The 23,318-nt window shown below is 46.8% G+C and carries 23 protein-coding genes; 16 read left to right on the top strand and 7 right to left on the bottom strand.

Annotation, left to right across the window (positions count from 1 at the left end):
* Window positions 1-29: 29 nt before the first annotated feature.
* From F0265_RS03600 to F0265_RS03590, 3 genes are all read left to right on the top strand, one after another.
* Window positions 30-512 carry a DUF2938 domain-containing protein gene (locus tag F0265_RS03600; RefSeq protein ID WP_171747825.1) on the top strand — a complete coding sequence of 161 codons (483 nt, stop codon included), beginning with the start codon at window positions 30-32 and terminating at the stop codon, window positions 510-512.
* 145 nt (window positions 513-657) lie between these two features.
* Window positions 658-1,038: a hypothetical protein gene (locus F0265_RS03595; protein ID WP_065742970.1), complete on the top strand. Its 381-nt coding sequence runs from the start codon at window positions 658-660 to the stop codon at window positions 1,036-1,038.
* Between the two features lie 17 nt (window positions 1,039-1,055).
* Window positions 1,056-2,456, top strand: coding sequence for a class II fumarate hydratase (locus F0265_RS03590; RefSeq protein ID WP_065742741.1), 1,401 nt, complete (start codon window positions 1,056-1,058; stop codon window positions 2,454-2,456).
* A 37-nt stretch (window positions 2,457-2,493) separates the two neighbouring features.
* Here the strand turns inward: F0265_RS03590 and F0265_RS03585 are convergent, their stop codons facing one another.
* Together F0265_RS03585 and F0265_RS03580 are read right to left on the bottom strand one after the other, a co-directional pair.
* Window positions 2,494-2,643: a hypothetical protein gene (locus F0265_RS03585; RefSeq protein WP_038161864.1), complete on the bottom strand. Its 150-nt coding sequence runs from the start codon at window positions 2,641-2,643 to the stop codon at window positions 2,494-2,496.
* Between the two features lie 89 nt (window positions 2,644-2,732).
* A complete protein-coding gene (locus F0265_RS03580) occupies window positions 2,733-3,083 on the bottom strand; it encodes a hypothetical protein (RefSeq protein ID WP_171747824.1) in 351 nt (116 codons plus the stop codon).
* Window positions 3,084-3,267: 184 nt separating this feature from the next.
* On the opposite strand from F0265_RS03580, the gene F0265_RS03575 reads away from it, so the two are divergent.
* Genes F0265_RS03575 through F0265_RS03565 form a run of 3 tightly spaced genes read left to right on the top strand, consistent with a single transcriptional unit; the run spans window position 3,268 to window position 6,244 of the window.
* Window positions 3,268-4,218 carry an HlyD family efflux transporter periplasmic adaptor subunit gene (locus F0265_RS03575; protein ID WP_171747823.1) on the top strand — a complete coding sequence of 317 codons (951 nt, stop codon included), beginning with the start codon at window positions 3,268-3,270 and terminating at the stop codon, window positions 4,216-4,218.
* Window positions 4,219-4,223: 5 nt separating this feature from the next.
* Window positions 4,224-5,147: an ABC transporter ATP-binding protein gene (locus F0265_RS03570; RefSeq protein WP_019275198.1), complete on the top strand. Its 924-nt coding sequence runs from the start codon at window positions 4,224-4,226 to the stop codon at window positions 5,145-5,147.
* The gene (locus tag F0265_RS03565; protein ID WP_171747822.1) at window positions 5,144-6,244 is read left to right on the top strand and encodes an ABC transporter permease; all 1,101 of its coding nucleotides are present in this window, start codon (window positions 5,144-5,146) and stop codon (window positions 6,242-6,244) included. The genes F0265_RS03570 and F0265_RS03565 overlap by 4 nt, the downstream gene beginning before the upstream one ends.
* Before the next feature lie 37 nt (window positions 6,245-6,281).
* Here F0265_RS03565 and F0265_RS03560 read toward each other — a convergent pair whose 3' ends face one another.
* From F0265_RS03560 to F0265_RS03550, 3 genes are all read right to left on the bottom strand, one after another.
* Window positions 6,282-6,650 (bottom strand): VOC family protein, encoded by a 369-nt coding sequence (locus tag F0265_RS03560; protein ID WP_171747821.1) that lies wholly within the window; start codon window positions 6,648-6,650, stop codon window positions 6,282-6,284.
* A 78-nt stretch (window positions 6,651-6,728) separates the two neighbouring features.
* On the bottom strand, window positions 6,729-7,661 hold the full coding sequence (locus F0265_RS03555) for an endonuclease/exonuclease/phosphatase family protein (RefSeq protein ID WP_171747820.1): 933 nt from the start codon (window positions 7,659-7,661) through the stop codon (window positions 6,729-6,731).
* 49 nt (window positions 7,662-7,710) lie between these two features.
* On the bottom strand, window positions 7,711-8,475 hold the full coding sequence (locus F0265_RS03550; RefSeq protein ID WP_171747819.1) for an ABC transporter substrate-binding protein: 765 nt from the start codon (window positions 8,473-8,475) through the stop codon (window positions 7,711-7,713).
* A 96-nt stretch (window positions 8,476-8,571) separates the two neighbouring features.
* Between F0265_RS03550 and F0265_RS03545 the strand changes: the two genes are divergently transcribed.
* From F0265_RS03545 to F0265_RS03535, 3 genes are all read left to right on the top strand, one after another.
* Window positions 8,572-10,512 (top strand): ATP-binding protein, encoded by a 1,941-nt coding sequence (locus tag F0265_RS03545; protein ID WP_171747818.1) that lies wholly within the window; start codon window positions 8,572-8,574, stop codon window positions 10,510-10,512.
* Between the two features lie 150 nt (window positions 10,513-10,662).
* Entirely contained in the window at window positions 10,663-11,433 is a 771-nt protein-coding gene (locus F0265_RS03540) for a transporter substrate-binding domain-containing protein (RefSeq protein WP_171747817.1), read from the top strand.
* Window positions 11,434-11,520: 87 nt separating this feature from the next.
* The gene (locus F0265_RS03535; RefSeq protein ID WP_171747816.1) at window positions 11,521-12,180 is read left to right on the top strand and encodes an HAD-IB family hydrolase; all 660 of its coding nucleotides are present in this window, start codon (window positions 11,521-11,523) and stop codon (window positions 12,178-12,180) included.
* 30 nt (window positions 12,181-12,210) lie between these two features.
* On the opposite strand, the gene F0265_RS03530 is transcribed toward F0265_RS03535, so the two are convergent.
* The gene (locus F0265_RS03530; protein ID WP_171747815.1) at window positions 12,211-12,699 is read right to left on the bottom strand and encodes a GNAT family N-acetyltransferase; all 489 of its coding nucleotides are present in this window, start codon (window positions 12,697-12,699) and stop codon (window positions 12,211-12,213) included.
* 177 nt (window positions 12,700-12,876) lie between these two features.
* Between F0265_RS03530 and F0265_RS03525 the strand changes: the two genes are divergently transcribed.
* The 4 genes from F0265_RS03525 to F0265_RS03510 all read left to right on the top strand — a co-directional run bounded on the left by F0265_RS03525 (window position 12,877) and on the right by F0265_RS03510 (window position 18,085).
* Complete coding sequence (locus F0265_RS03525; RefSeq protein WP_171748176.1) at window positions 12,877-14,265, top strand: DUF3404 domain-containing protein; 1,389 nt, start codon at window positions 12,877-12,879, stop codon at window positions 14,263-14,265.
* The gene (locus F0265_RS03520) at window positions 14,262-14,912 is read left to right on the top strand and encodes a response regulator transcription factor (RefSeq protein WP_171747814.1); all 651 of its coding nucleotides are present in this window, start codon (window positions 14,262-14,264) and stop codon (window positions 14,910-14,912) included. Before F0265_RS03525 ends, F0265_RS03520 begins: the two co-directional genes overlap by 4 nt.
* Complete coding sequence (locus F0265_RS03515; RefSeq protein WP_171747813.1) at window positions 14,909-15,718, top strand: DUF2861 family protein; 810 nt, start codon at window positions 14,909-14,911, stop codon at window positions 15,716-15,718. The genes F0265_RS03520 and F0265_RS03515 overlap by 4 nt, the downstream gene beginning before the upstream one ends.
* 93 nt (window positions 15,719-15,811) lie before the next feature.
* Complete coding sequence (locus F0265_RS03510) at window positions 15,812-18,085, top strand: glycoside hydrolase (protein ID WP_171747812.1); 2,274 nt, start codon at window positions 15,812-15,814, stop codon at window positions 18,083-18,085.
* Window positions 18,086-18,112: 27 nt separating this feature from the next.
* On the opposite strand, the gene F0265_RS03505 is transcribed toward F0265_RS03510, so the two are convergent.
* Window positions 18,113-18,841: an alpha/beta hydrolase gene (locus F0265_RS03505; RefSeq protein ID WP_171747811.1), complete on the bottom strand. Its 729-nt coding sequence runs from the start codon at window positions 18,839-18,841 to the stop codon at window positions 18,113-18,115.
* A gap of 488 nt (window positions 18,842-19,329) precedes the next feature.
* On the opposite strand from F0265_RS03505, the gene F0265_RS03500 reads away from it, so the two are divergent.
* The 3 genes from F0265_RS03500 to F0265_RS03490 form a co-directional block, all read left to right on the top strand.
* Window positions 19,330-19,980, top strand: coding sequence for a TetR family transcriptional regulator (locus F0265_RS03500; protein ID WP_171747810.1), 651 nt, complete (start codon window positions 19,330-19,332; stop codon window positions 19,978-19,980).
* A gap of 4 nt (window positions 19,981-19,984) precedes the next feature.
* Window positions 19,985-21,301, top strand: a complete 1,317-nt coding sequence (locus tag F0265_RS03495) for an HlyD family secretion protein (RefSeq protein WP_171747809.1) — start codon at window positions 19,985-19,987, stop codon at window positions 21,299-21,301.
* Window positions 21,298-23,318, top strand: a 2,021-nt coding sequence (locus tag F0265_RS03490) for an efflux RND transporter permease subunit (protein WP_171747808.1), incomplete at its 3' end; no start/stop codon positions are given. The genes F0265_RS03495 and F0265_RS03490, both read left to right, overlap by 4 nt.

Below are 23,318 nucleotides of genomic sequence, written 5' to 3'. Positions count from 1 at the left end.
CCATCAGCGATTACAACGAGGATATTCAAATGGAAACTCATATCTTGCTTCAGGCTACTCTGATCGGAATCGGCGCAACCATCATCATGGACTTATGGGGAATCATACAGAAACGAATTCTGGGCATTCCGCCTCTAAACTACGGATTAGTGGCGAGGTGGGTAGTTTGGATTCCAAAAGGGAAATGGATGCATCAGACCATTATGAACACTCCATCGGTTTGGGGAGAAAACGCCCTTGGCTGGCTGCTGCACTATCTCATCGGGGTGATATTCGCAATCGGACATGTTTATTGGGCTGGAGAAACGTGGCTTACCTCTCCAACGGTTGCAAAAGCTTGGCTTACTGGCCTGGTAACCCTAGCCTTCCCTTACTTCATTATTCAGCCTTGCCTTGGGTTTGGCATCGCTGCAAGCAAAAAGCCAAAGCCGTGGCTGGCGAGAACATTAAGTCTGTTCACCCACTCCGCCTATGGCGTCGGTTTATTCTTTACAGCGCTGCTCTTATCTTGAAGCGCCTCAATAGTCGCCGCCATTATCAGAAGAAAACAGCACCTGATTGTGCGCCAGCGCACTGTCTGACATCCATACATCAAACAGGGTTGATTCGATTATTGAAAACGATAATAATTATCATTACAAAAAGTTTGAGGTCAGTATGGATAGCCAGAAGCCGCTTTATAATGCTTTCTTTAAAGCACAAGACAGATTTGTTGAACGTTACACACCCTGTGGGTTCGAGCCCGATATCATTCACGATTACATTCATTGGGCGATGACCTTGTCTTCGTTCTATGAACAAGGTACCGAGAATGAGAACCCACTGCTGTGTGAACTTTACCTACGTCAGGTTTATTTTCATTTGATTGAAGCCATTCAGGATCCGGTGAGAAGTCGTACGTTCCGACGGGTTTGCCTCGACGCTATTCATACTCCCCTACTATGCTTAAAGCGCTACTACTACCAGTGGGAAGATGGCGACATTAAGTTTTTAAACCTACAACAACAATTGCAGCGTATCCAGGCGCCGCACGATTAAATTCAAAAGGATCACCAATGACTCAATCTTCTGCCCCGCAAACATTCCGTGTTGAAAAAGACAGCATGGGGGAAGTGAAAGTACCCGCGAACGCTCTGTATCAAGCACAAACACAACGCGCAGTGGACAACTTTCATTTCAGCAAACATACGATGCCAACCGCGTTTATTCAGGCGCTGGCATACGTGAAGCAAACAGCCGCTTTAACGAATGCTCAACTGGGTCTGATGGAAGGTGATATTGCGAATGCGATAGCCGACGCAGCGCAAACCATTATTGATGGTCAGCACTTAGAACACTTCCCGATTGACGTTTTTCAAACGGGCTCTGGCACCAGTTCGAACATGAATGCTAATGAAGTGATTGCAACTTTAGCCAGTGATATTCTAGGCGGTGACGTGAACCCTAACGACCATGTCAACATGGGTCAAAGCAGTAACGACGTCGTCCCAACAGCGATTCAGGTCAGCGCAGTCCTAACTGCCGAAAAACAGCTTATCCCAGCGTTAAATCATTTTATTGAGACGCTAAAGAGTAAGCGCAATGAAATCGGCCATGTTGTGAAAACAGGCAGAACGCACCTGATGGACGCTATGCCAATCACATTCGATCAAGAGCTTGGCGGCTGGCAGTTCCAGCTTGAGCAAGCGAAACAAGGGATTGAACAAAGCTTGATTGGCGTTAAAGCTCTGGCCCAAGGTGGGACCGCTGTGGGCACTGGCATCAATGCTGACCCAAGATTTGCTAAAGCCTTTGCTGATAACCTCTCTCAGGCAACACGCCTACAGTTCACCTCTAGCGAAAATTTCTTCTACAACCTAAGCAGTCAGGATGCCTTGGTCGCTCTTTCTGGTCAGCTCAAAACGGCTGCCGTTGCCATCATGAAAATTTCTAACGATCTACGCTGGATGAATTCAGGCCCGCTTGCTGGCTTGGGTGAGATTGAACTTCAAGGACTACAACCAGGCTCTTCTATTATGCCTGGCAAAGTAAACCCAGTGATCCCTGAGGCCGCAGCCATGGCAGCCGCACAAGTCATCGGCAACGACACTACCATCACCGTAGGCGGTCAGTCTGGTAACTTCCAGCTTAACGTCATGCTGCCTGTGATCGCTCACAATGTACTAGAAAGCATCGAATTGTTGGCCAACAGCGCAATGGCTCTGGCAGACAAAGCGGTCGCGACCTTCAACGTCCGTGAAGACAACCTTCAAGTCGCATTAGCTAAAAACCCAATTCTGGTGACGGCGCTCAACCCTGTTATTGGCTATTTGAAAGCAGCTGAAGTGGCTAAGAAGGCATACAAACAAGGACGTGCCATTATTGACGTGGCAGAAGAAGAAACGGACCTTGATCGCGCAACGCTAGAGCGTTTGCTAGATCCGGCGAAGCTGACTCAAGGTGGTGTTGCAGAATAAACCCGATAGCACACATCCTTGTGCTGTGTGCTCTGGTTTAGATCCAAGCCAGAGTAATAAGCAAAAATGGGACAGCAATCATTGATGCCATTTTTGCCAGTGACAACATCTCGCGAAGTACAATTTCACGCTTAGGTGATACCGTGTGCTTCGCCTGATGCGCCACTATTGCTTGGGCATTGTTCATAGTTCCTCAAACATGCGCTTATGTTAGTGGAGGCGCAATTCTAAAGCCTTATCTGAGGGACCACAATGCCTATAGCCGTCAGAGTTCGGTTAAAACACCATCACATGATCCACCATGATCTTCCCTTCACGATAAACCAAGACCATTTCCGCGACATAATCTCCTTCAACTCGACTGAAACCTTGCTTCCAGACGAAAGCGGCTGAGTCAGGGCGCTTGAACAGTGCCACCGGCTCTCGGTCAGCGAACACGCCTTTTTGTGACTGATACTGTTTCACAACACGCTCGAAATAATCGGGCTTTACGATATCGCGCAAGCGCGGGGTAAAATCCTGCACATGTTTCGCATGATTTATCTCCGTCGATGCCTGCATTAAATTATCCATGAGTGGATTGGCTAGGTCCCAAAGAGCTTGCTCACTCATTTGCTCAAAGTCCATTTCAACCTCTGTAGTAACTGTATGAAGAAAAAGAAGAAACCATGACAAATTAATCACTAGATTAATTTTGTATGAATTAAGTTTCTGTATCTATAGTTAAGCGAGAATATATCCTATTTACACAATCAATGGTATCGCTCCGCTTAGCGACACCTCCCCTTAACTTGCTAATTTGGAGTACTTTATGAAACGGTTCTTGATCGGATCTGTTCTGATTTCGCTGTTAACGGCCTGTACACAAGATGACTCATCCCAAGCACTTGGTACGCTGGAGAGAGACCGTGTCACTTTCACTGCTACAGCCAACGAAATCATCCGTGCGTTACCCGCGACAGAAGGCTCACAAGTAAAGCAAGGCGAAGTGTTGGTGCAGCTTGATACCACCAGCCAAGAAGCTGTACTCGCACGTGCCGTTGCTGAACAATCCAAAGCAGAAGCTTACCTACTCAAACTGACCAATGGTGAACGCCCAGAAGACATTGCCGCTTCCCAAGCTCGTGTTAAACGTGCTGAAGCTCAGTTAACAGAGGCTCAGAAGAATTACACCCGAAAAGCGGAATTGGTTGAAAAGCGGCTGATCAGCCAATCAGAACAAGATACGGCACTTGCCACACGCGACTCCGCGCAAGCCGAACTGGACTCAGCCAACGAAGAATTTAGCAAGCTGACAGCTGGTTCACGCCTTGAAGATATCGAACAAGCGAAAGCCGAGCTCGCGGCTTCTGTTGCTGATGTGACTCTCCAGCAACAGAAGCTTAGCGAGCTCACCATTACCGCGACCCGTGATGGGGTGCTGGATAACTTGCCTTACAATTTGGGCGAACGCGTTCCCGTCAATGGCGTGGTCGCCGTCATACAGGCTAGCCGTGTCCCGTATGCGCGAGTCTATGTGCCTGCCAGCCATCGCGTTGATTTCGTTCCGGGTAAATCAGTTTCCGTTACTGTAGACGGCGTTGAAAATCCAATCTCTGGGACAGTTCGTTGGGTTGCCAGCGAGCCCTCATTTACGCCCTATTATGCTCTCACCGAAGACGAGCGTTCTCGCTTGATGTATCTGGCGGAAGTTGACCTTGAGTCCTCGGCACAGCGACTACCATCTGGCATCCCGGCACAAATCGACTTGTCTGGAGAGTAGTGCCAATGGAATATGCGATTAAAGCGGAAAATGTGGTAAAAAGGTTTGGAGATTTCACCGCCATCGACGACATCACGCTCAATGTACCTAAGGGCAGTATTTACGGCTTTCTTGGACCTAACGGCTGTGGGAAGTCCACCACCATCCGTGTGCTGACGGGTTTGCTAAGCCCAAGTGAAGGTGACGTCGATGTATTGGGGTTGGAAATACCACGCCAATCTGAACTGCTGCGCCTCAAAATTGGCTACATGACGCAGAAGTTCTCCCTTTATGACGACTTAACCGTAGAGGAAAACTTAGAGTTTATCGGTCAAATATTTGGGATGGGGTCAAAGCACCTCAAACAACGTATCAATGAACAGCTGAAAACCTATGGCTTAGACCAGCGACGAAAACAACGTGTCGGTGGGATGAGTGGAGGCCAGAAGCAGCGCCTTTCTCTCGCAGCCGCTACTATGCATCAACCTGAACTCTTGTTTCTTGACGAACCGACTTCAGCCGTTGACCCTGAAAACCGCCGCGAATTCTGGGAACAACTTTTTGATTTGTCTGACCAAGGCACTACGATTCTGGTTACAACCCACTACATGGATGAAGCAGAACGTTGCCACAGACTGGCCATCATGGAGGCGGGAAGAATTCGTGCCGATGGCGAGCCAGAACAGTTAATGGCCGATATGGGTGTCAATATTGTTGAAGTCAAAGCAGACAATTTGCGGGCACTGAAGGAATCTCTTCTTGCCAGAGAGGAAGTGCGCTCTGCCGCGCAATTAGGCATTCGCCTTCGGGTTTTGATTCATCAACATATCCAAGATCCGATTGCATGGTTGCGCGAGCAGTTTCCTGAACTCATCGAAGCGGAAATGAATCTAGCCAGACCGAGCCTAGAAGATGTGTTTGTCACCGTCACGGGAGAAGGAAGACAATGATCCAGTCTATCGCTCGCATGAAGGCGATCATGTTTAAAGAAATCCGTCAGCTTTCCCGTGACCGCATCACCTTTGGCATGGTCGTGATGATTCCCCTGATTCAGCTGCTGCTATTCGGTTTTGCGATTAACACCGATGTACGCAATATTCCTATCGGTGTTGTAGACCAAAGTCAGAGCACCGCCGGGCGCGTCATCACGGAGTCGATCAAGGTCACTCAGGTGGTTGACGTCAAAGCCACTTACCCAACCGCGGAACAGGCAGAACAAGCGATTCAGAACGGTGAAATACGTGCTGCTCTAATCATTCCGTCTGATCTGACGCAACGAATGACCCAAGGTCGAGTGCTGGGGCAATGGGTGGTTGATGGTTCCGATACCATGATCAGTTCAGCGATTCTGGCATTGCAGAATATGCCATTAACGGACTTTGATTTTGATATCCGCCCTGAACAACAAAAAACCTTTGAAGTCGCTTTGTTCTACAACCCAAGTCGTCGTTCTGCGGTAAATATCGTACCGGGTTTACTTGGCGTTATTCTGACAATGACGATGATTCTGTTTACCAGCGCAGCGATTGTAAGAGAACGGGAACGTGGCAATCTGGAGCTGCTAATCACAACCCCCATCCACTCTTTCGAATTGATGGTCGCCAAAATCGTCCCATATATTTTTGTCGGCCTGATTCAGGTGTTCATTATTCTGGGATTAGGTCACCTTATCTTTGGTGTGCCGATTAACGGAGCCATAAGCCAGATCCTTCTAGGAACGCTATTGTTTATCTCCGCCAGCCTGACACTTGGCTTGGTGATCTCGACCATAGCATCAACACAGCTACAGGCCATGCAGATGACGGTCTTTATCTTGCTGCCTTCGATACTATTGTCTGGCTTTATGTTCCCGTATGAAGCGATGCCCAATGCGGCTCAATGGATTTCTGAGGCTTTACCCGCCACACACTTCATGCGCTTAATTCGCGGTATTGTGCTTCGCGGCTCAGATCTTAGTGGTATGTGGCACGATACATTGTGGCTCGCCTGCTTTACTGTGATTGGTCTATTGATCGCCTCAACGAGGTTCAAGAAATCGTTGGATTAAAAGCAAACGCCCCTCGATGATGAGGGGCGTTATTACATTAACGGATATTTTGCGCGATTCGCCACAGCACGCCAGAAGGATCAATCAGACAAAACTCCAGCATGCCCCACGGCTGTTCAATCAACTCGGTCACTTTGCACTCAAAGTCCTTTTCGACACCGGACGCCTTAACATGCTCCAGCCAACCCATCGCATCCTCCACCAGCAAATGCATCATCGTGTTTTCTGCGTGTTCAACTTGATAGTAGTTTTGCAGCAGGAAAGCGGTGTGATCTTTTCGCATGTAAGCAACATCACCAAAGACTGAAGCCAGCTCAAAACCCAACGCCTGATAAAAACGCTGCGAAACTTCAAAGTCTTTGCTGGGAACAAAGGATTTAATTTCCGTAATCGCCAGATTTGCCATAGTCACCATCCATAGACTGAATAAATTATTTGGAGAGTAACCTAGCTAAAATCATCGCACAAGGATTGAGAATAAGAATCAATAACCAATCTCAGTTTTGACCAGAAAATGGTCTGAACCAGTAGGGTTAGGCGAGCTATGACGCTGGCAGATCTTTCTGCCTGCATTCACTGATTGCAGCCACAGATGGTCAATGGCGATCATGGAAACCGGAGGCGTATTAAACGCTTCAGACCAATTGGGCCAGCTGGCTACTGGGGCCTTCTGGAAAGTAGGGAAGAGCTTGGCAAAACGTAAACTGGCCGCAGAAAGATTAAAGTCCCCCAAGACCATGACTTCATCGCTGGGGTACATTTCAATCAGCGACTCTATGGTTCTAATTAGTGCATTTCTCCTGTACCACAACTCTTTGGTCCTTGGTGAAGTCGGATGCGCTACAATGAGTGTCATCGCGCTTTGATTGTGGGGATACCAGGTTCCACGAATAATATTTTGTTCATCCGGCGTCATAAACACCGACATATTTTTTAACGGAGAAACACTCAGAATCATCTGGCTTGAGGGATAGCCCACACCTTTCTGGCCGCCATAGAAATAGGGGTAAATATCATTGAGCATTTTCAGTCTTTCACCAATTTCTGGAGCGACTTCTTGCATCACAACTAAGTCAGCAGGCTTGGTAAGCAAGTAATTGATAAACGCATTTACATCAGGGTTCTCGTAGTAGAGGTTGAACTGCACCACCGAAACAGAATTCGCACAGCGAGCCACCAAATTTTGATTGGACTTTGGCGCCATCAACGCAAACGCCCCGGCCAACACAATACATATTGCACTTGGAGCCCATTTTAGCCTTAAGGCAAAAATCAGCGCGAGTATCATATAGACGATCAGAAACAGACTTGGGTAAGCGACGAGATTTTCTATCCACCACGTGGCTTCTTTCAAAGACAACCCTGCCCATATCAACGCCGGGCTGTAAACAATCAACCAGATTTTCCAACGCCTCACTGTAAGTCCTTTTAAAGTGGAGCTTTATTTAAGTATGTACCATCTCTGGTTAAATATAGGTTTTTATTATTTCGTCCAGTTTTCCTGACTGGCGAAGCTCTTTAAGTCGAGCGTTGATGTAGGCCTGAACGTCTTCATCCATTTGGCTTGAGAAAGCAAGATAAATGGAATAGTCAGGAATGACTTGACTGAAAGCCTGTATGTGGAAGGCATCTTGCTCGTAACTTAGGTGATTGAGGTAATATTTCACTCTTGATTCCATCTCAACAAATGCCGTGTCACCGGGGAGTTTGTTGAGCACGCGAAAAGCCGCACTGTAATCGTTAACTCGGATCTCTTCTACACTGCCCTGCTCTATGTATGGCGTCAATTCCGGGTAGTCAAAACCAAGCAACAACACAACTCCTTTATTGGCGAGTGAGCTCATATCTTCAAACTTAAACGATACCTTTTCGCTGGTCACCAAAGCGTGCTTAACAGTGTAAATCGGCTGCTCAGACAAGTTTTCCGACTGCACATTTCCCCAGTTAGGGCTGCCATAAGTAATCCAGTTAGGCTCTCCGCCCGCTTCAAGAATAGAAATCATGCGCTTAAAGGGGTAGGTATGGTAATGAAGAGTATATGCCTCTGAATCATTGAATATCTCTTTGACGATATCCGTGACTATGCCTGAATGTTTCTCTCCGTGCTCTTCGATTTGAAAGGGCTGCGCCTGATTAGCAATCACATAATAATTGATCTCTTTCTCTGCCCAGCTTATCGCAGAAAAAAACCAAGCCAAACCAGCAATTAGCGGTATCCATTGCAGTTTCATCGCGACTCCTTGCTCTTTCATCCTGAATATCGGTTTTCCTAAAACCACAATTAATACTAGGCTATTAGTAAGCAATTAAACACATAATAACTTGCTATGAAAAAACAACGTCAACTTGGCATCGACAAGCAGCTTGTCATTGTCACTCTCCTCGTGAGTATCGTTCTGGCAGTCGTGATGGCGGGAGTAAACTTCTTCGTTGATTACCAAGCGGAACGGAACAGCTTAGAAAAACAAATGCTTCAGATCGAAGACAGCTACGTCACGAGCCTGAAAAATAGCCTATGGATCGAAGATCAAAAACAGCTCAAGACCCAAGCGGCGGGTATCTTCCAGTTACCTTCGGTCGATCGATTAACCATTATCGACAGCAAAAGTACCCTTATCCAATTGGGAAAAGAGAGCCCGGGTAAAAAGATCACTAACGTCTGGGATTTAACCTACCAACTCGGCAACAAGAGCTTTACGCTCGGGCAATTGCATATTGAAACCGATTTGGCTCCCGTCTATCACGCACTGTGGCAAAAGTTCTTGTTCCTGCTGATGATGACCTTTATTCAGACCTTCCTCATTGTTGCCTGCCTGTTATGGATAACAATGAAATTGATCTTAAAACCCATTTCTCACCTTTCAGCTGCGATGGCCGATTTCCACAATGGCCCGACCCCCAGCAAACTGGCTACGCCAAAACGATTGTTTCACGATGAGATCAGCCTGCTGACAGACAAATATAATGATTGCGTAGAACAGCTGCAGATCAATTATCAGCAAATCATTGAATCGAAAGAAAAGGCAGAAATAGCGAATGTTAAGAAGAGTGAATTCCTGGCCAACATGAGCCACGAAATTCGCACCCCAATGAATGGGATTGTCGGTGTTGCCGAACTACTTAAAGAAACCAAGCCGAATGAAGTTCAGCGCAATTACGTCGATATTTTGCTGACGTCATCCCATACCTTGCTCGATATTATCAATGACATCCTCGACTTTTCTAAAATTGAAGCGGGTCACTTCGAATTAGACCCGACCCAGTTTGATCTCAAATCGCTCATCCAGCAGCAAGCCAACGAATACAGCATCCGCGCCAAACAGCAAGAACTATTCTTTGACTGCAATATCGACCCTGCTGTCCCTCAGAAAATCAAAGCCGATTCTGTCAGGTTAAAACAGGTCATCAACAACCTCATAGGTAACGCCCTTAAGTTCACCCACCGCGGATATGTTGAGCTCAACATCAAGCTGTTGGAAAACGATACGGGTAAACAACTTCAGTTTGAAGTTAAAGATACCGGTATTGGTATCGCCAAAGACAAACTCGACTCAATCTTTGACAAGTTTCAGCAAGCTGATGGCAGTACAACCCGACAGTACGGAGGGACGGGACTGGGGCTGGCGATCAGCCAGAAAATCGTTGAATTGATGGGTGGCAAGCTCCAAGTGACCAGTGAAATTGACCTTGGCAGCAGCTTTTACTTTTCTATCCCCATCGACAGTGCATCAACGGCCATAGGCGGCATTGCCCAATCGTCACCGAATCTGGTTGAGTTTCCGGCCTCTTCTGGCACCCAGATGAAGAAGTTGTCACCGAAATACAAAACAGGCCTTAAAGTGCTGGTTGTTGAAGATACGCGCGTGAACCAGCAGGTGATTCAAGTCATGCTCAATTTGCTTGGTTTAGAGGTAGATATCGCGAACAACGGCGCCGAAGCGTTGGAATATTGCCAACACAATGAAGTGGATGCCATCTTGATGGACTGCCATATGCCAGTCATGGACGGCTACGAAGCGACACAGAAAATTCGCCAGCTTGAAGGTTGGGCTGCCTACGTACCTATCATTGCTGTCACAGCCAACGTAGTTAAAGAAGATCGTGAGCGCTGTTTTGAAATCGGTATGAATGGTTTCCTTTCTAAACCCGTTAAGCCTAAAGAAATAGAAGAAGCATTAATTGATTACGTCCCGGCTTATCAGAGTGCCCAGAACAAAGCCAAAGTCGCCAATGGCAATAACTTGGATGTACCAAGTTCGCGCTCCTAATGCGAGATTTGAAGCATTGAAGCGCCTGGATGAGACCAAACGAAAGGATGAGATAGAGCCGTTCACAATTAGTTAATCTTCATGAGCCAGACTACTTATTAATCGAATTATCATCTAAATTTGAAGGTAGATGTGATCAAGGGACGGGCTATGAGTAGGATTTTTGCGATAATTTTGTTGTTCGTGTGCTCATCGCTATCTGTCGCCCAAAGCAGTGACAAAGTCGTAAGATTGGTTGTTGGCGACTGGGAGCCGTATACCAGCAGCCTGAATAATCCAAACTATAAAATTGCCGAAGATCTCGTCATCGCCGCTTACGAAACGCAAGGTTATCGTGTCACTATCGACTATCACCCTTGGAGCCGAGCCTACCGTTACGTGGAATCGGGCAGATATGACGGAACATTTCCTTGGTTTAAAAACGATGAGCGTGAGTCCCTTTTCATCTTTTCTGAGTCTCTCTTCACACAGAAAATTGTCTTTTTCTACCATGTCGACAGCAACTTTGATTGGCAAAAACCTTTAGACTTAAACAACTATCATATTGGTGCCACACAAGCGTATGAAGTAACGCGATTACTCCAGTCACAGGGCGTAAAAGTCGAGGTTGCCAATGAAGACCAAAGCAATTTTATTAAGCTTGGAAAACAGCGCATAGACGCGTACCCAGCGGCGGTCGAACGCGGTTACTACATAATGGGCACAATACTTTCTGCGATACAGATAAACAAACTCCGGATTCACCCCAAGCCAATTATGGAAAACGACATGTACACCATGTTCTCTAAGCACGATCATGAGCGTAGTGAACGCCTTAGTGAAGCTCTCAGTTTAGGCATCCTACAATTGATTCAATCGGGTGAATACCAGAAACTCATCAGTGTAGAAAATCAAGTGTCTGCTTCTGACACGACCGACTAATTAAAAAGCGCTCTGAGTGAAAATAAACTGTCATAATTACCCGTTAACCTGCCCTTCGGCTCAAACAACATCACTGAGAGACACTCCATGACCAAACCTTTGTACGTATTCGACCTAGATGAAACACTAATCAATGCCGATAGTGCGATGATTTGGAATGAGTTTTTGGTCGAGAAAGGTATTGTCGACGATGCAAATTTCCTCACAGAAGATCAGCGTCTGATGACATTGTATTCTCAGGGAAAGCTAGACATGGATGATTACCTTAAGTTCGCCATGGCCCCTATTGCTCACCTCGCTCTAGAGGACGTCCAAAAGTTGGTAAACGAATGCGTGGATAAATGGATTGCACCAAAGCAATTTCGCCAATCTATCCCGCTGCTAGAACAGCTCAATCAACAAGGCGTCGACACTCTGATTATCTCCGCGACCGTGACTTTTATTGTCGAAGCAGTGGCACAGCGGCTGGGCGTAGGTCAATCCATGGGGATCGATTTAATCACTGAAGATAATCGCTACACGGCAAAAGTGTCTGGTGTTCCAAGCTATCGAGAAGGTAAGGTGACTAGACTAAAACAGTGGCTCAGTTCCAGCAACGAAACTTACTCAGAGATCCACTTTTACACTGATTCAATCAATGATCTGCCATTATGTGAACACGCTGACTATGCATACTTAGTCAACCCTTGCCCTCGCTTAAAAGCGATCGCTGACCGTCCAAACTGGACCATTCTCAACTGGGACTGATACTTTTAGGCGGTTTACACCGCCTTCAATTCAGGGTGTGTATCTCAAGCCCAGCATTGTGCATCCGTCTTCGTAGTAACGATCCGTGATCACTTCAAATCCGTACGCGCCATAGTAGTCTTTCAAATGTTCCTGCGATGAGATGAAAATGGCGCTGCTAGTATATATCTCTCGAACGGTATTGAAGCTCAGCTTCATCAGATCATGACCAATTTGACGGCCTCGGTGACTTTGCGCAACGATCACCCGTCCGATACTGACGTCATTGGAGCTTGTATCAATTAGTTCTAGCACCTCTTCGGGGTAACCTAACCCTTGTGGCATCAACCGACTGTACGCAACCAGTTTTTCGCCTTCATAGCCCATCACATGTCGTGTTTCAGGGTGAGTATCTTTTCCATCTAAGTCACTGTAGGGCGCTTGTTGTTCAACAATAAAGATATCAACTCGAAGACGCAGAAAATCATACAGTTCATTCACAGATAATTCGGCAAACTTCTTTACTCGCCACTCTAACATTGCATTTCTCCTTACAATTAGTACGAGCCAAAATAATATTCGCCTCATCAATAATCATTAACCTTTGTTAAGCTAGGCAACGAAACTTCTCAGCGGACTAATGTTGACATACAGGTTACAAAGCAAGGCCAAAAGCCGCTAAAATCTCAGTGAACCCTATGTTGAATGAGTAAATTGATGCCTTTAGGTAAGTTGGCTGCGTGCTTTTTGTTTCTGTTTCCTCTAGCTGCACAGGCGCAGAGTCTACAAGAGAAATGGCAATCGCTTTATCAGCAAAATTGGCAGGCTATGGCGCTCAAAATCACCCAGCAGCAGCTCAGCCAGTACCCGACTGAATTACTCAAACAGCAGGCTCGCTACCCCAATTTCAAACAATACCATTGGCAAGAGATCGAGCAAGTTTATCAAGTATCTCAGACCTGTCAGAAAAATGCTCAGCACAGCGCTAACCTTAATGACGCCATCGAGTTTGAACTAGCAATGTGCAATGATCAGTTGCTCAGCGATGATTGGTTTCAGACGCACACGCTGTTGCACCCAGCTGGTGGGAGCTTTGCGGACCGCTATCTGGATCATCATCCTAACTCCCAACCTAGCCAAACGATACGTCGCTATTTAACCATCAACAACCCGCAACACCCTTTGCATGCGACATTATCCGCTCTGTCCAATGAAGGACGTGAAGCCCTATTGAACGGATACCGTGCATGGATGGAAAAAGACACGCTATGGCTAAGTGGCGAACAAGGCTGGAAAGCCGTGACCGCTGAGACTTGGCAGCCTGTTGCAAAGCAATTGGACATCACACTATCAGGCCCAAATTGCACCTTCCGCTACAGCAACCTTTGCATCAGTGATGTTGCTGAGAACGTGCTCGCATTACGTTTATTTGTCGCAGGTTTGTCGATTTTGATTCTCTTTATGACGGTCAAAACCCTGTACACGAGACGCCAGCAAAGCCGTGAGAAACGCTTCATATTACAGTTGTTGACCCATGAACTGCGCACACCGATCACTAGCCTAGGCTTAACCGTGGAAATGTTCCGCAGTCAGTTTGATCGCTTACCACACGACACTCAAGACGCCGTGTGGCGATTAATGTCTGATCATCAACGGCTTTCTCAGCTGACTGAAAACAGTAAGATCTACCTCAGTACGCAGCGCTCTCAGCAGTTGCTCAAACAGATGGCTTCGCTGGATGAATGGCTGGAACACACCTGTGAAAAACACGGTCTTAGTTACCAGCTCAATCAAGATAGAGAACTCACTTTGCCCTTTTACTGGCTGTCGATTTGTTTGGATAACTTGATTAAAAATGCCAAACAGCACGGGCATGGCAAGATTGAAATTCGTGCCACTCTCACCAATGAGCTCGTCATTGAAGTAACAGATCAAGGCGACTTTCCTTCCGTCATGGCTCAATTTTTCACTAAGTTCCAAGGGAAAACAAACCACGAAAACATGGGAATAGGCTTGAGCATTGTCGAGCATTTAATGAAACTCATGGGAGGTAAGTTGATTGTACGACGCCGTCCAACTCGCTGTATTTTGGAGCTACCGCTATGAAGAGCGTATTGCTAATCGAAGACGACAAACTACTTGGGCTGGGGTTAGTTTCTCTATTTGAATCCAATGGCTACCAATGCCTCTGGGTACAAGAAGCCAGAAAAGTAGAACCACTCTGGTTTAAGGCAGATCTGGTTATCCTTGATCGGCAACTGAGCGATGGAGACAGCCTGAAACATTTACCACACTGGCTACTTCTCAAGGCCGTACCTGTCATCATCCTGACCGCCAAAATCGACACCGAGCAAAAAGTGGAAGGCTTGATGGCTGGTGCCAAAGATTATGTCACTAAGCCATTTTCCCATGATGAATTGCTTGCCAGAGTAGTTAGCCAGCTCAGGCCGTTAGGGGCAAGCTCTCTCTGTTATGACGGAATTGAGATCCATCTAGCCAAGCGTGAAGCTATGTTCAACGATCAACTTGTAACGTTAAAACCCAAGGAGTTTCAGTTACTGGTGCTGTTGATTCAAAATCAGGGAAGAGTGTTCCACCGTGATGAACTGCTTAACAAGGTATGGGGCTATCAAGCCTTCCCGAGTACGAGAACGATAGACAACCATATTTTGAGACTGAGACAGAAGCTTCCAGTCCTTAACATCGAAACACATCGAGGGGTCGGCTATCGTCTCAATGAGGAGGCGCTATGAAACGTCGGCTCTTGAGTACACTTGCTTGTCTCATCTTTCCACTCTCCACCCAGGCAACTTGGTTTGAAGACACGCCACTTGCGCGCACTTATCAAGCTCTGCTTAACAATCAGCCTCAATTGGCCTGGCAGGAATTGCATCTGGCCCTTAACCAGCAAGATATCGATCGTCAATATTGGTTACCGGTCAAACAAGAGATTTTGAACCAGTCTCAGTGTGGCCAGCGACTTGTGGCTAACTCTTCATCGCTACCCGCGGATCTAAGCGTCAGCTTTGTACGCCGTTCAGGCCTGTCTTCACAAGGTTTTCAAATCAAAATTTCGGCTGAAAACACTCAGAATGACTTAACTATTGAGCTGATTGCCCCGTCAGCCAAGCGCCTGTTAAGCGGCAAGCTGTCTCAACAAAATGACTATCAGGAAATTGAAACCGACGAGTTGCTGATCGAACCCGTCTCCGGCCTGTATCAGCTCAAGTTGGGGAACACTCTTTACCCCTTGCTAGTGGCCATGCCAGAGAATCAAAACTGGATCCGCCTAGACAATTCGATGCAACAGATACATTTAACCCCACCAGTAACCGAAAACAGCTGCGCCAAGCCCACTGCTACATGGCAATGGTTTGACAGCCAATATGTGATGTTGGGAACGAAGAAACCGATTTCATCGCTTGTTGCTCCTGTTCCTCATTCGACGCAGATTCCCGACGGCGCCAAACACCTGAGCGCGACCGTGTCTGTGTTTGAGTACCAACAAGGATTAAAGATTGAGTATAATCAGCGCATCGCCATTCCTTTTGCTCCCTAAATCCACGAATGGGTTTGAATAGAGACAATTGGGTGACAATCATTGAAGTCGCCTCAGCTGTAATGGCCCCCTTAGTTTTTCAAGGAATCCATCATGCTTTTTCAAGCCAGTTCTTTAACGCGATATGCTGCATTGCCTTTGTTGGTATTAGCAACCAGTGCTCAAGCTCAATCCATCGCGCTTAGTGACAAAAACAATCAGATTTCTATTTCACCGCAGGACCTAGAAATTAGCTGGAATGATCTCATTGTTAACAGCCAAGCGATGAAAGTGAATCAACACGCTCAGGTGGCATCTGATTTGGTGTCAGTTTCGAAAACGGAAGCCCATTGGACGCTTCAGCCAAGTGGCATTCGTGTATCGACCAAGCTGGTTAAGGAAGCGTTAACTATAAGCTTCGCTGCCCCGAACAAGCCAGCGATTAAACGCAACCAGCCGCTCACGTTAAGCTGGTTTGATTTGCCTCAAGAGCAAACCAAAACACTCTTTCTTCCTTTCAGCGAGGGAATGCGCATCCCGACAGACAATCAAGTATGGGCAGATTATCTGGCCGAAGAGCACTCTGGTTCTAATACCACCCAAGGTCTCAAGATGCCCTTCTGGACAGCGCAACAAGACAATCGTTACATCAGCTATCAGTTACTGAATGCCACCAACAACACGCTAAATTTCTCGAATGCTCACCCCGAAATTGACATGCTGGCAGAGCATCAATTCACCCCTCTCAATCAACACCAAGATTTTACTGTTCAGATCAAGCTTGGTAATGATTGGATGGATGGAGCCAAAGCGTACAGGCAATGGCGCATTGATCATAATCAGTCGACGACACTCGCAGAAAGAATGAAGAACACCCCTCAGCTAAAGCAACTGATTGGGGCAAGCCAAGTGTATCTGTTTGGTAAGGATTTGCTGAGCACCGATGATGTCACCAACTGGTGGGGGCTGAAGCAGTGGTATTTTGAGCAGGCAGACCTGACCATTCCTCCACAAGCACTCAAAGAGATTCAACCACTGAAAAAAGGTAAGGACTGGCTAAGTCGTTACCACAAGCAGTTGCTGATTGATTCGCTTAATGATTCGCTACACCTGAAATTTCCGTCACCGGTACCGACACTCAGCAACAATGCGATTGCCGCTCAATACCACGCTGCCCAGCAGCAAAAGCAGTGGCTGAAAGATAATGCGGCATCTTATCTGATCAAACCTGAGCGCTGGGGACAAGCGTTATCAACAGATATGTTGGCAAGCTTAAAGCAAGCAGGGCTCACCAAACTCTGGCTCGGTTTTGATAACTGGATGCCTGCGTTTTATCAACCTGACGTCGTGGACGACGCCAAACAAGCGGGCTATCTGGTCGCCACTTATGACTCTTACAACACTGCCATTCCTCTAGGGCTTAATGACGGATGGCTGACAGCTCAGTTACCTGAACCAATGAGACAACATTGTGCGATAGAGCTTGCTGATGGAGAAAAGAAAAAAGGCTTCCGAGGCAACGGTTACTACCTCAACCCAAACTGTGAACTGGATTACGCAAAACAGCGAGTGCTGGATATCGTCAAATATGGTCGCTTCAACAGCCTATTTCTCGACGTCGATGCCACTGCAATGGCAAGGGAAGATTACCGCGATGGCAGTAGCGAAAACGATATGCTCGAAGCCTTTAACCAGCGCATGGACTGGATAGCGAAGCAAGACGGTCTCGTATTGGGCTCCGAAGATGGTAACAGCCTGACAACCCGAGGCATCGCGTTTGCTCATGGTCTTGAAACCGTTGGCTTTGGTTGGACAGACAACGAAATGAAAAACGATGCTCGTTCACCGTATTTTCTGGGACGCTGGTATCCAGACCACAAACCGGACTTTTTCTTTAAACAGGCAAAAGTAAAAGAACCCTATAAAACCCTACTCTTCGCTCCGCAATATCGAGTACCTCTGTACCAGATCGTTTTCCACGACAAAGTGATCAACAGTCATCACTGGCACAGTGACAGCCTCAAGTTTAGTAATGTGCAGGCGGAGCGCGATTTGATCTCTATGCTCTACAACACGCCTCCAATGGTACACCTGACACGAGACGAAGCGAGTTCGCCTGAGAGCCCAAGACTCAAAGCATTGGCACATTATCAGCAAGGTTATACCCCGATGCATGAACAGCTTTGGGATAAGCAGCTTACCGAATTCAAATGGCTCGATAAGTCTGGGTTAGTGCAACAAACGACGTTCAGCGATGGAAGTACGATCACCGCGAATTTCAGTTCGAAACCGATCACCTACGCTAATATTACACTCCCGACTCAGTCTGTACTGGCACAACTCAGTACTGGTCGAAACATCAAGTGGCAGGCCAATCCAAATCAATGACAACAGAGCGGCGAACGCCGCTTTTGTTTAATGGAGAAAATGCCCGGTTTGAAGGTAGCTGATCGTTTGTTTCGCAACTTCGGCATCGTAGCGCATCGCAGTGTGGCTCACGTCTAAAGTGATAAAATCTGCCATATTGCTGACTTTTGCTGACTCAACGGACACCAGCCCGTCATTGAGAGAGTGGAACAGTTCTGCTGTTCCCAATGATTCTGAAGTACCAGCGATCACTCCGACTGGATAATAAGGAGGAGGCAATCTCTGCCCAAGGGATTGTTCTCCTGTTATCAGTGATTGGCTGACCTCTCCTGCAATCGACATCAGAAAATGCCCTTTCATACTATCAGCCACTTCACTGCCTTTGTTCGGTGTGCCAAGCAGTACCACTTTACCGAGTCGCTTATCTTGCACCAGTTGTTCATCGTTTGCTAAATATGAGCGAATCGCCAAGCCGCCGAGTGAATGGCCAACAAAGTGAACCGTGTAGTAGCCTGATACACATTGATCAATCTGGGAGGTGGTTTCCTCTTTCCACTCCTGCAAAGACTGACCAATGGAAGAATAATCGAGGCGGCACACTGCATACCCTGCGTCAACTAGACTGTTTTTCAGCCCCCGCATTGCGAAATCGCTGCGACCTAAACCATGAGCGACAACAACGAGCGGCGTCTCAGGCGAATACAATGGCGTAGAAGTACAACCTACCAATAGACTGGTGAGTATGAATAGAGTCGTCAGTTTACGTTTGATGTTCATAAGAAATCTCTGATTCAGGGCAGCCTGTGAATTATATTTCCCCTTCCCCGTATCCGAGATTCATATAACGCCATTGTACATTCACATCACGCCAATCCAGCGGATATTTGTCGCACGAACTTTTCATAAATGAAATTTATAATTTCATATTTATCATTTAAATTAAATTTACATTAGTGTTACTTTAAACGGCGTTGGTTACACTGATACAAAGTCATTCTAAAGACCACGAATACTTTATAACAGTTTGGATACGGAAATTAGACCAACAATCTCCAAACTAAAAAATTTAAATTGTTGCCCTTGTTTGCCCGTACAGTCTGCCCACTGTGCGGGTATTTTCTTTCAACTCCACTCTACAAACTCTACTCTGTTCACAATATTGCTTTAATTAATCAATTGATTAAATAGTGTTGAATTTTTTACATATCGAATACAAATACACCCATCTATAATTAATCAATCGTTTAATATTAGAGGCAGTATTCGTGGCTGATTCCCCCCGTAAAGCAGGCCGACCGAGCAAAGACATCGACGCTCGGACTCAACTCATTGAACACGCCAGAGAGCTCTTCACCGTAATGGCTTATGACAAAGTATCAACTCGGTTAGTTGCTAAACGGGCAGGCGTGAATGTCGCTATGATTCGCTACTACTTCGGTAGCAAAGAAGGCCTATTTGAAACCATGCTTCGTGAAACACTCGAACCGATGAAGCAACAGCTCAGAACACTGGCTGCCGACAGCAATCAGAAAAACTTCCTCGATCTAATGCGCACCTATTATCGTGAAATGGGCAAAATACCCCAGTTTCCTCGGCTGGTCGCGCAAGTCATGAATATGCCACCCTCAGAAACACAGCGAAAGATGCTTGAGAAAGTCATTGACGACATTGGTAAGCCGATGGAGAGCGTCGTATTCAACCAGTTGGCTGATAGCGGCGTACTGCGTACAGACGTTGACCCGACCTTATGCCGCGTTTCTTACGTTAGCTTAATGGTTTTTCCTTTTCTTGCTCCGCAAGCCCTACTCAATATCCACGGTATTGAACTCAATGAAGAGTTCTTGAACCGCTTGTTCGAGCACAATATCAAACTTATGACACAGGGTTTTCTGCAACCTTCACACACAACGGAATGACGTTATGAAACTCAATCGAAAACTGCTCTTTTTCCCGGCACTGGCTGTCGGAATACTCATCTTAGTTCTCGCGGTTAAAATGAAGCCTGAGTTACCCGTCAAACCTACCGGTGATCGAGCACGACTGGTTGAAACCATGTCGCTCGAACTAAAATCGGTCGCTCCCATTGCCATCGGATTTGGCAAAGTCGCACCGAAGTTAGAGTGGAAGGCAATTGCGGAAGTGACGGGCAAAGTGGTTTATCGCCACCCTCGCCTCAACAAAGGGCAGGTGTTACGAGCGGGAACGGAAATTCTCAGAATTGACCCACTCGATTATGAACTCAAACTTGTACAGGCTCAGGCTGACCTTAAATCTTCTCAAACCTCTTTGGCCAAACTGACACTCGAAGAAGAGAACCTTAAGCAGACGTTAAAGATTGAAACCAATCGTCTGAACATCGCTAACAAAGAGCTAGAACGCAAACAGAACCTGAGAAAGAAAGGGCTAACGTCTCAGTCCGATGTCGACCAGCAAGAGCAGAGTGCGCTCTCACAACGCAAATTGGTCCTCGATATCGACAATCAGATCGGTCTGATGCCTGATGAAAAACGAGTCGCGGAAGCTCTGGTTAAAGTCAATGCCTCTAAAGTTGAGGAAGCACAACGAGCGCTGGAAAAAACCATTATTACGCTTCCTTACGATCTCAGAATTGCCGATATAGAAATCGAGCAGAATCAGGTTGTAAACTTTCAACAAACCATGGTTACAGCACACGGCATTGAAGTAATGGAAGTGGAAGCGCAGCTCTCGATCCACGATATGCACACCTTGGCGTCAAGCCTTGGTGAATTCGGTCGTGATTCGGATGGCATTCCACAGCCTGATACCATTTTCATCGGCGCAACTATTGAGCTGAACAGCGGTAATCTTAATGCAAGCTGGCCCGCACGAGTGGCACGTATCAGCGAAACCGTTGATCCAAATCAGGCCACAGTCGGCGTCATCCTCGAAGTGGAGCAGGATTACCGTAACCTTAACCCGACGTCTGTCCCGCCTTTAGTCAACGGTATGTTTGTCAGAGCCAGAATAGAGGGTCAGGAAAACCCAAGTTGGGTCATACCGGAACGGGCTCTGCATGGCGACCGAGTTTACATCAAAGATCAAGACAATAAGCTGCAGATTCGCACAGTGAAAGTGCTCTATCGTCGCGACAATAACGTCATTATCGACGGCAATCTTGAGCAAGGCGAAAAACTGATCATTAACGATCTGCTGCCTGCGATTGAAGGTATGCTGCTTAAGGAAGAGAACCGTGATGCAGAGGAGTCTGAATCATGATTCGATTCTTTGCTAAACACCCGACAGCCGCCAATTTGTTAATGCTGACGTTGCTGATTTTGGGTATTACTTCACTGCCTAATATTAAACGCGAAACCTTCCCCGAGTTTGATCCGCCTTATATTATGGCCGGAGTTACCTATCCGGGCGCTTCACCACAAGAAGTTGAGGAAAGCATCTGTGTACGATTAGAAGATGCTGTTGACGGTTTGGCCAACATTGAAGAAACCCAATGTGAGGCCATCGAAGGCTCTGCTCGTCTGATCTTAAAGCTGAACGAAAAAGCAGACATCGGCCGTATGCTAGTCGATGTTCAGACTCAAATTAACGCCATTAACGACTTCCCTCAGGAGATTGAATCTCCCGTGGTTCAGGAACTGGATTGGAATGAGCCTGTTGTGGATGTTGCGATTACCGCGGATACCACTTGGCCAGAACTGAAAGCCTATGCGGAGCAGCTTAAAAGAACGTTAAAGCTAGATTATGACGTCTCTCTGGTTGAAGTGGCGGGCTTCTCTGATCATCAATTTCGCGTGGAGCTGGATAATCAGGCTATGCGGCAGCTGGGTTTGAGTGTCGGCGACATTGCCGAACAGATTGGTCGCCAGAACGTCAAACTTCCGAGTGGTAATGTCGAAACACCAGATAAGAACTTTCTGATCCGTTTTGACGAAAGAAGAGTCACACCGCAGGAGCTCGAATCCATTGTTGTGGGTTCCGGCCCGAATGGATCGCTCATTCGTCTACGCGATATTGCGACCATTACCGATCGCTTCGAATTAGACGAGCAAAAGGTGCTGTTTGATGGTCACCCTTCTGCACTACTCAAAGTGAGCAAAAACAAAGAAGATGACGCGCTGAGGATCAAAGAACGTGTTGCTCAGTTTGTTGAAGACCAACAAGCAATAGCACCAGACGGCGTGAAGCTTGAGCTGACCAATGATTTGTCGTCGGTACTCTGGGATCGACTGACCATGATGGTCAAAAATGGTTGGCAAGGGATCATCTTGGTGTTTGCAACTATGTGGCTGTTCTTTAGCCTACGCTATTCATTCTGGGTGGCAGCAGGGTTACCTGTAGCGTTTCTCGGCGGCTTGTTCCTTATGGCTCAATTGGGCCTATCCATCAACATCATGTCACTTGTCGGTCTGCTCATGGCTATCGGTATTATGATGGACGATGCGATTGTGATTGCAGAATCTATCGCCGCGCATCTAGATAGAGGAGAAAAGGTCGACGATGCAGTGACCAATGGCGTGAAAAAAGTTCTACCGGGTGTAATTTCGTCTTTCCTTACCACTGTGTGTATTTTTGGTAGTCTGCTGTTCTTACAAGGTGAGATGGGCGCCGTACTTAAGGCCGTTCCTCAGGTATTGATTCTGGTACTGACACTCAGTCTTGTCGAAGCATTTCTGATCTTACCCAACCATCTTTCGCATTCATTACACAAAGAGAAAAAGGAAAAACCACCAGCAAAGTTCAAACAAAAGCTGCTCGATGGATTTGAAAATTTCCGTAATACCAAATTGGTCAGTGCGGTTGAGAAAGTCGTAGAATACCGTTACGCCTTTATTGGTGGTGTCTTTGCGTTACTTCTGATTTCTGCAGCGACGTTAGCGGGCGGGTTACTTAAATTTCAGCCTTTTCCTGAGCTTGACGGAGATATTGCTGAAGCACGAATCATTCTTCCTCCCGGCTCTTCCCTTTCTCAGACTGAAGCGGTGGTCGATAAGATAGTCGCCTCAGCCCGAAAGCTGGATAAAGAATGGAGTGAAAAGGTCGAAAATGGCACGCCCTTAGTTCAACACATCACTAGCCAGTTCAACGCCAATGCGGACGCCAATGAGTCTGGGCCTCACATCGCCACTGTGCGTTTGGATTTACTCGGTGCTGAAAGCCGAAACACATTGATTGAGGAATTCATTGCGGCTTGGCGTGAAGACGTCGGCGAGCTCGCTGACCCAATTTCATTGGTCTACAAACAACCAACAATGGGACCTGTCTCTTATACACATCT

Source organism: Vibrio sp. RE88 (genome assembly GCF_013113835.1).
GTDB lineage: Bacteria > Pseudomonadota > Gammaproteobacteria > Enterobacterales > Vibrionaceae > Vibrio.
Note: the sequence above shows the minus strand (reverse complement) of the source record. Positions and strands in the feature narration are given on the sequence as shown.

Coding starts and splice junctions, on each gene's coding strand:
- F0265_RS03600 (WP_171747825.1), top strand. CDS start 30: ATGGAAACTCATATCTTGCTTCAGGCTACTCTGATCGGAATCGGCGCA.
- F0265_RS03595 (WP_065742970.1), top strand. CDS start 658: ATGGATAGCCAGAAGCCGCTTTATAATGCTTTCTTTAAAGCACAAGAC.
- F0265_RS03590 (WP_065742741.1), top strand. CDS start 1,056: ATGACTCAATCTTCTGCCCCGCAAACATTCCGTGTTGAAAAAGACAGC.
- F0265_RS03585 (WP_038161864.1), bottom strand. CDS start 2,643: ATGAACAATGCCCAAGCAATAGTGGCGCATCAGGCGAAGCACACGGTA.
- F0265_RS03580 (WP_171747824.1), bottom strand. CDS start 3,083: ATGGACTTTGAGCAAATGAGTGAGCAAGCTCTTTGGGACCTAGCCAAT.
- F0265_RS03575 (WP_171747823.1), top strand. CDS start 3,268: ATGAAACGGTTCTTGATCGGATCTGTTCTGATTTCGCTGTTAACGGCC.
- F0265_RS03570 (WP_019275198.1), top strand. CDS start 4,224: ATGGAATATGCGATTAAAGCGGAAAATGTGGTAAAAAGGTTTGGAGAT.
- F0265_RS03565 (WP_171747822.1), top strand. CDS start 5,144: ATGATCCAGTCTATCGCTCGCATGAAGGCGATCATGTTTAAAGAAATC.
- F0265_RS03560 (WP_171747821.1), bottom strand. CDS start 6,650: ATGGCAAATCTGGCGATTACGGAAATTAAATCCTTTGTTCCCAGCAAA.
- F0265_RS03550 (WP_171747819.1), bottom strand. CDS start 8,475: ATGAAACTGCAATGGATACCGCTAATTGCTGGTTTGGCTTGGTTTTTT.
- F0265_RS03545 (WP_171747818.1), top strand. CDS start 8,572: ATGAAAAAACAACGTCAACTTGGCATCGACAAGCAGCTTGTCATTGTC.
- F0265_RS03540 (WP_171747817.1), top strand. CDS start 10,663: ATGAGTAGGATTTTTGCGATAATTTTGTTGTTCGTGTGCTCATCGCTA.
- F0265_RS03535 (WP_171747816.1), top strand. CDS start 11,521: ATGACCAAACCTTTGTACGTATTCGACCTAGATGAAACACTAATCAAT.
- F0265_RS03530 (WP_171747815.1), bottom strand. CDS start 12,699: ATGTTAGAGTGGCGAGTAAAGAAGTTTGCCGAATTATCTGTGAATGAA.
- F0265_RS03525 (WP_171748176.1), top strand. CDS start 12,877: ATGCCTTTAGGTAAGTTGGCTGCGTGCTTTTTGTTTCTGTTTCCTCTA.
- F0265_RS03520 (WP_171747814.1), top strand. CDS start 14,262: ATGAAGAGCGTATTGCTAATCGAAGACGACAAACTACTTGGGCTGGGG.
- F0265_RS03515 (WP_171747813.1), top strand. CDS start 14,909: ATGAAACGTCGGCTCTTGAGTACACTTGCTTGTCTCATCTTTCCACTC.
- F0265_RS03510 (WP_171747812.1), top strand. CDS start 15,812: ATGCTTTTTCAAGCCAGTTCTTTAACGCGATATGCTGCATTGCCTTTG.
- F0265_RS03505 (WP_171747811.1), bottom strand. CDS start 18,841: ATGAACATCAAACGTAAACTGACGACTCTATTCATACTCACCAGTCTA.
- F0265_RS03495 (WP_171747809.1), top strand. CDS start 19,985: ATGAAACTCAATCGAAAACTGCTCTTTTTCCCGGCACTGGCTGTCGGA.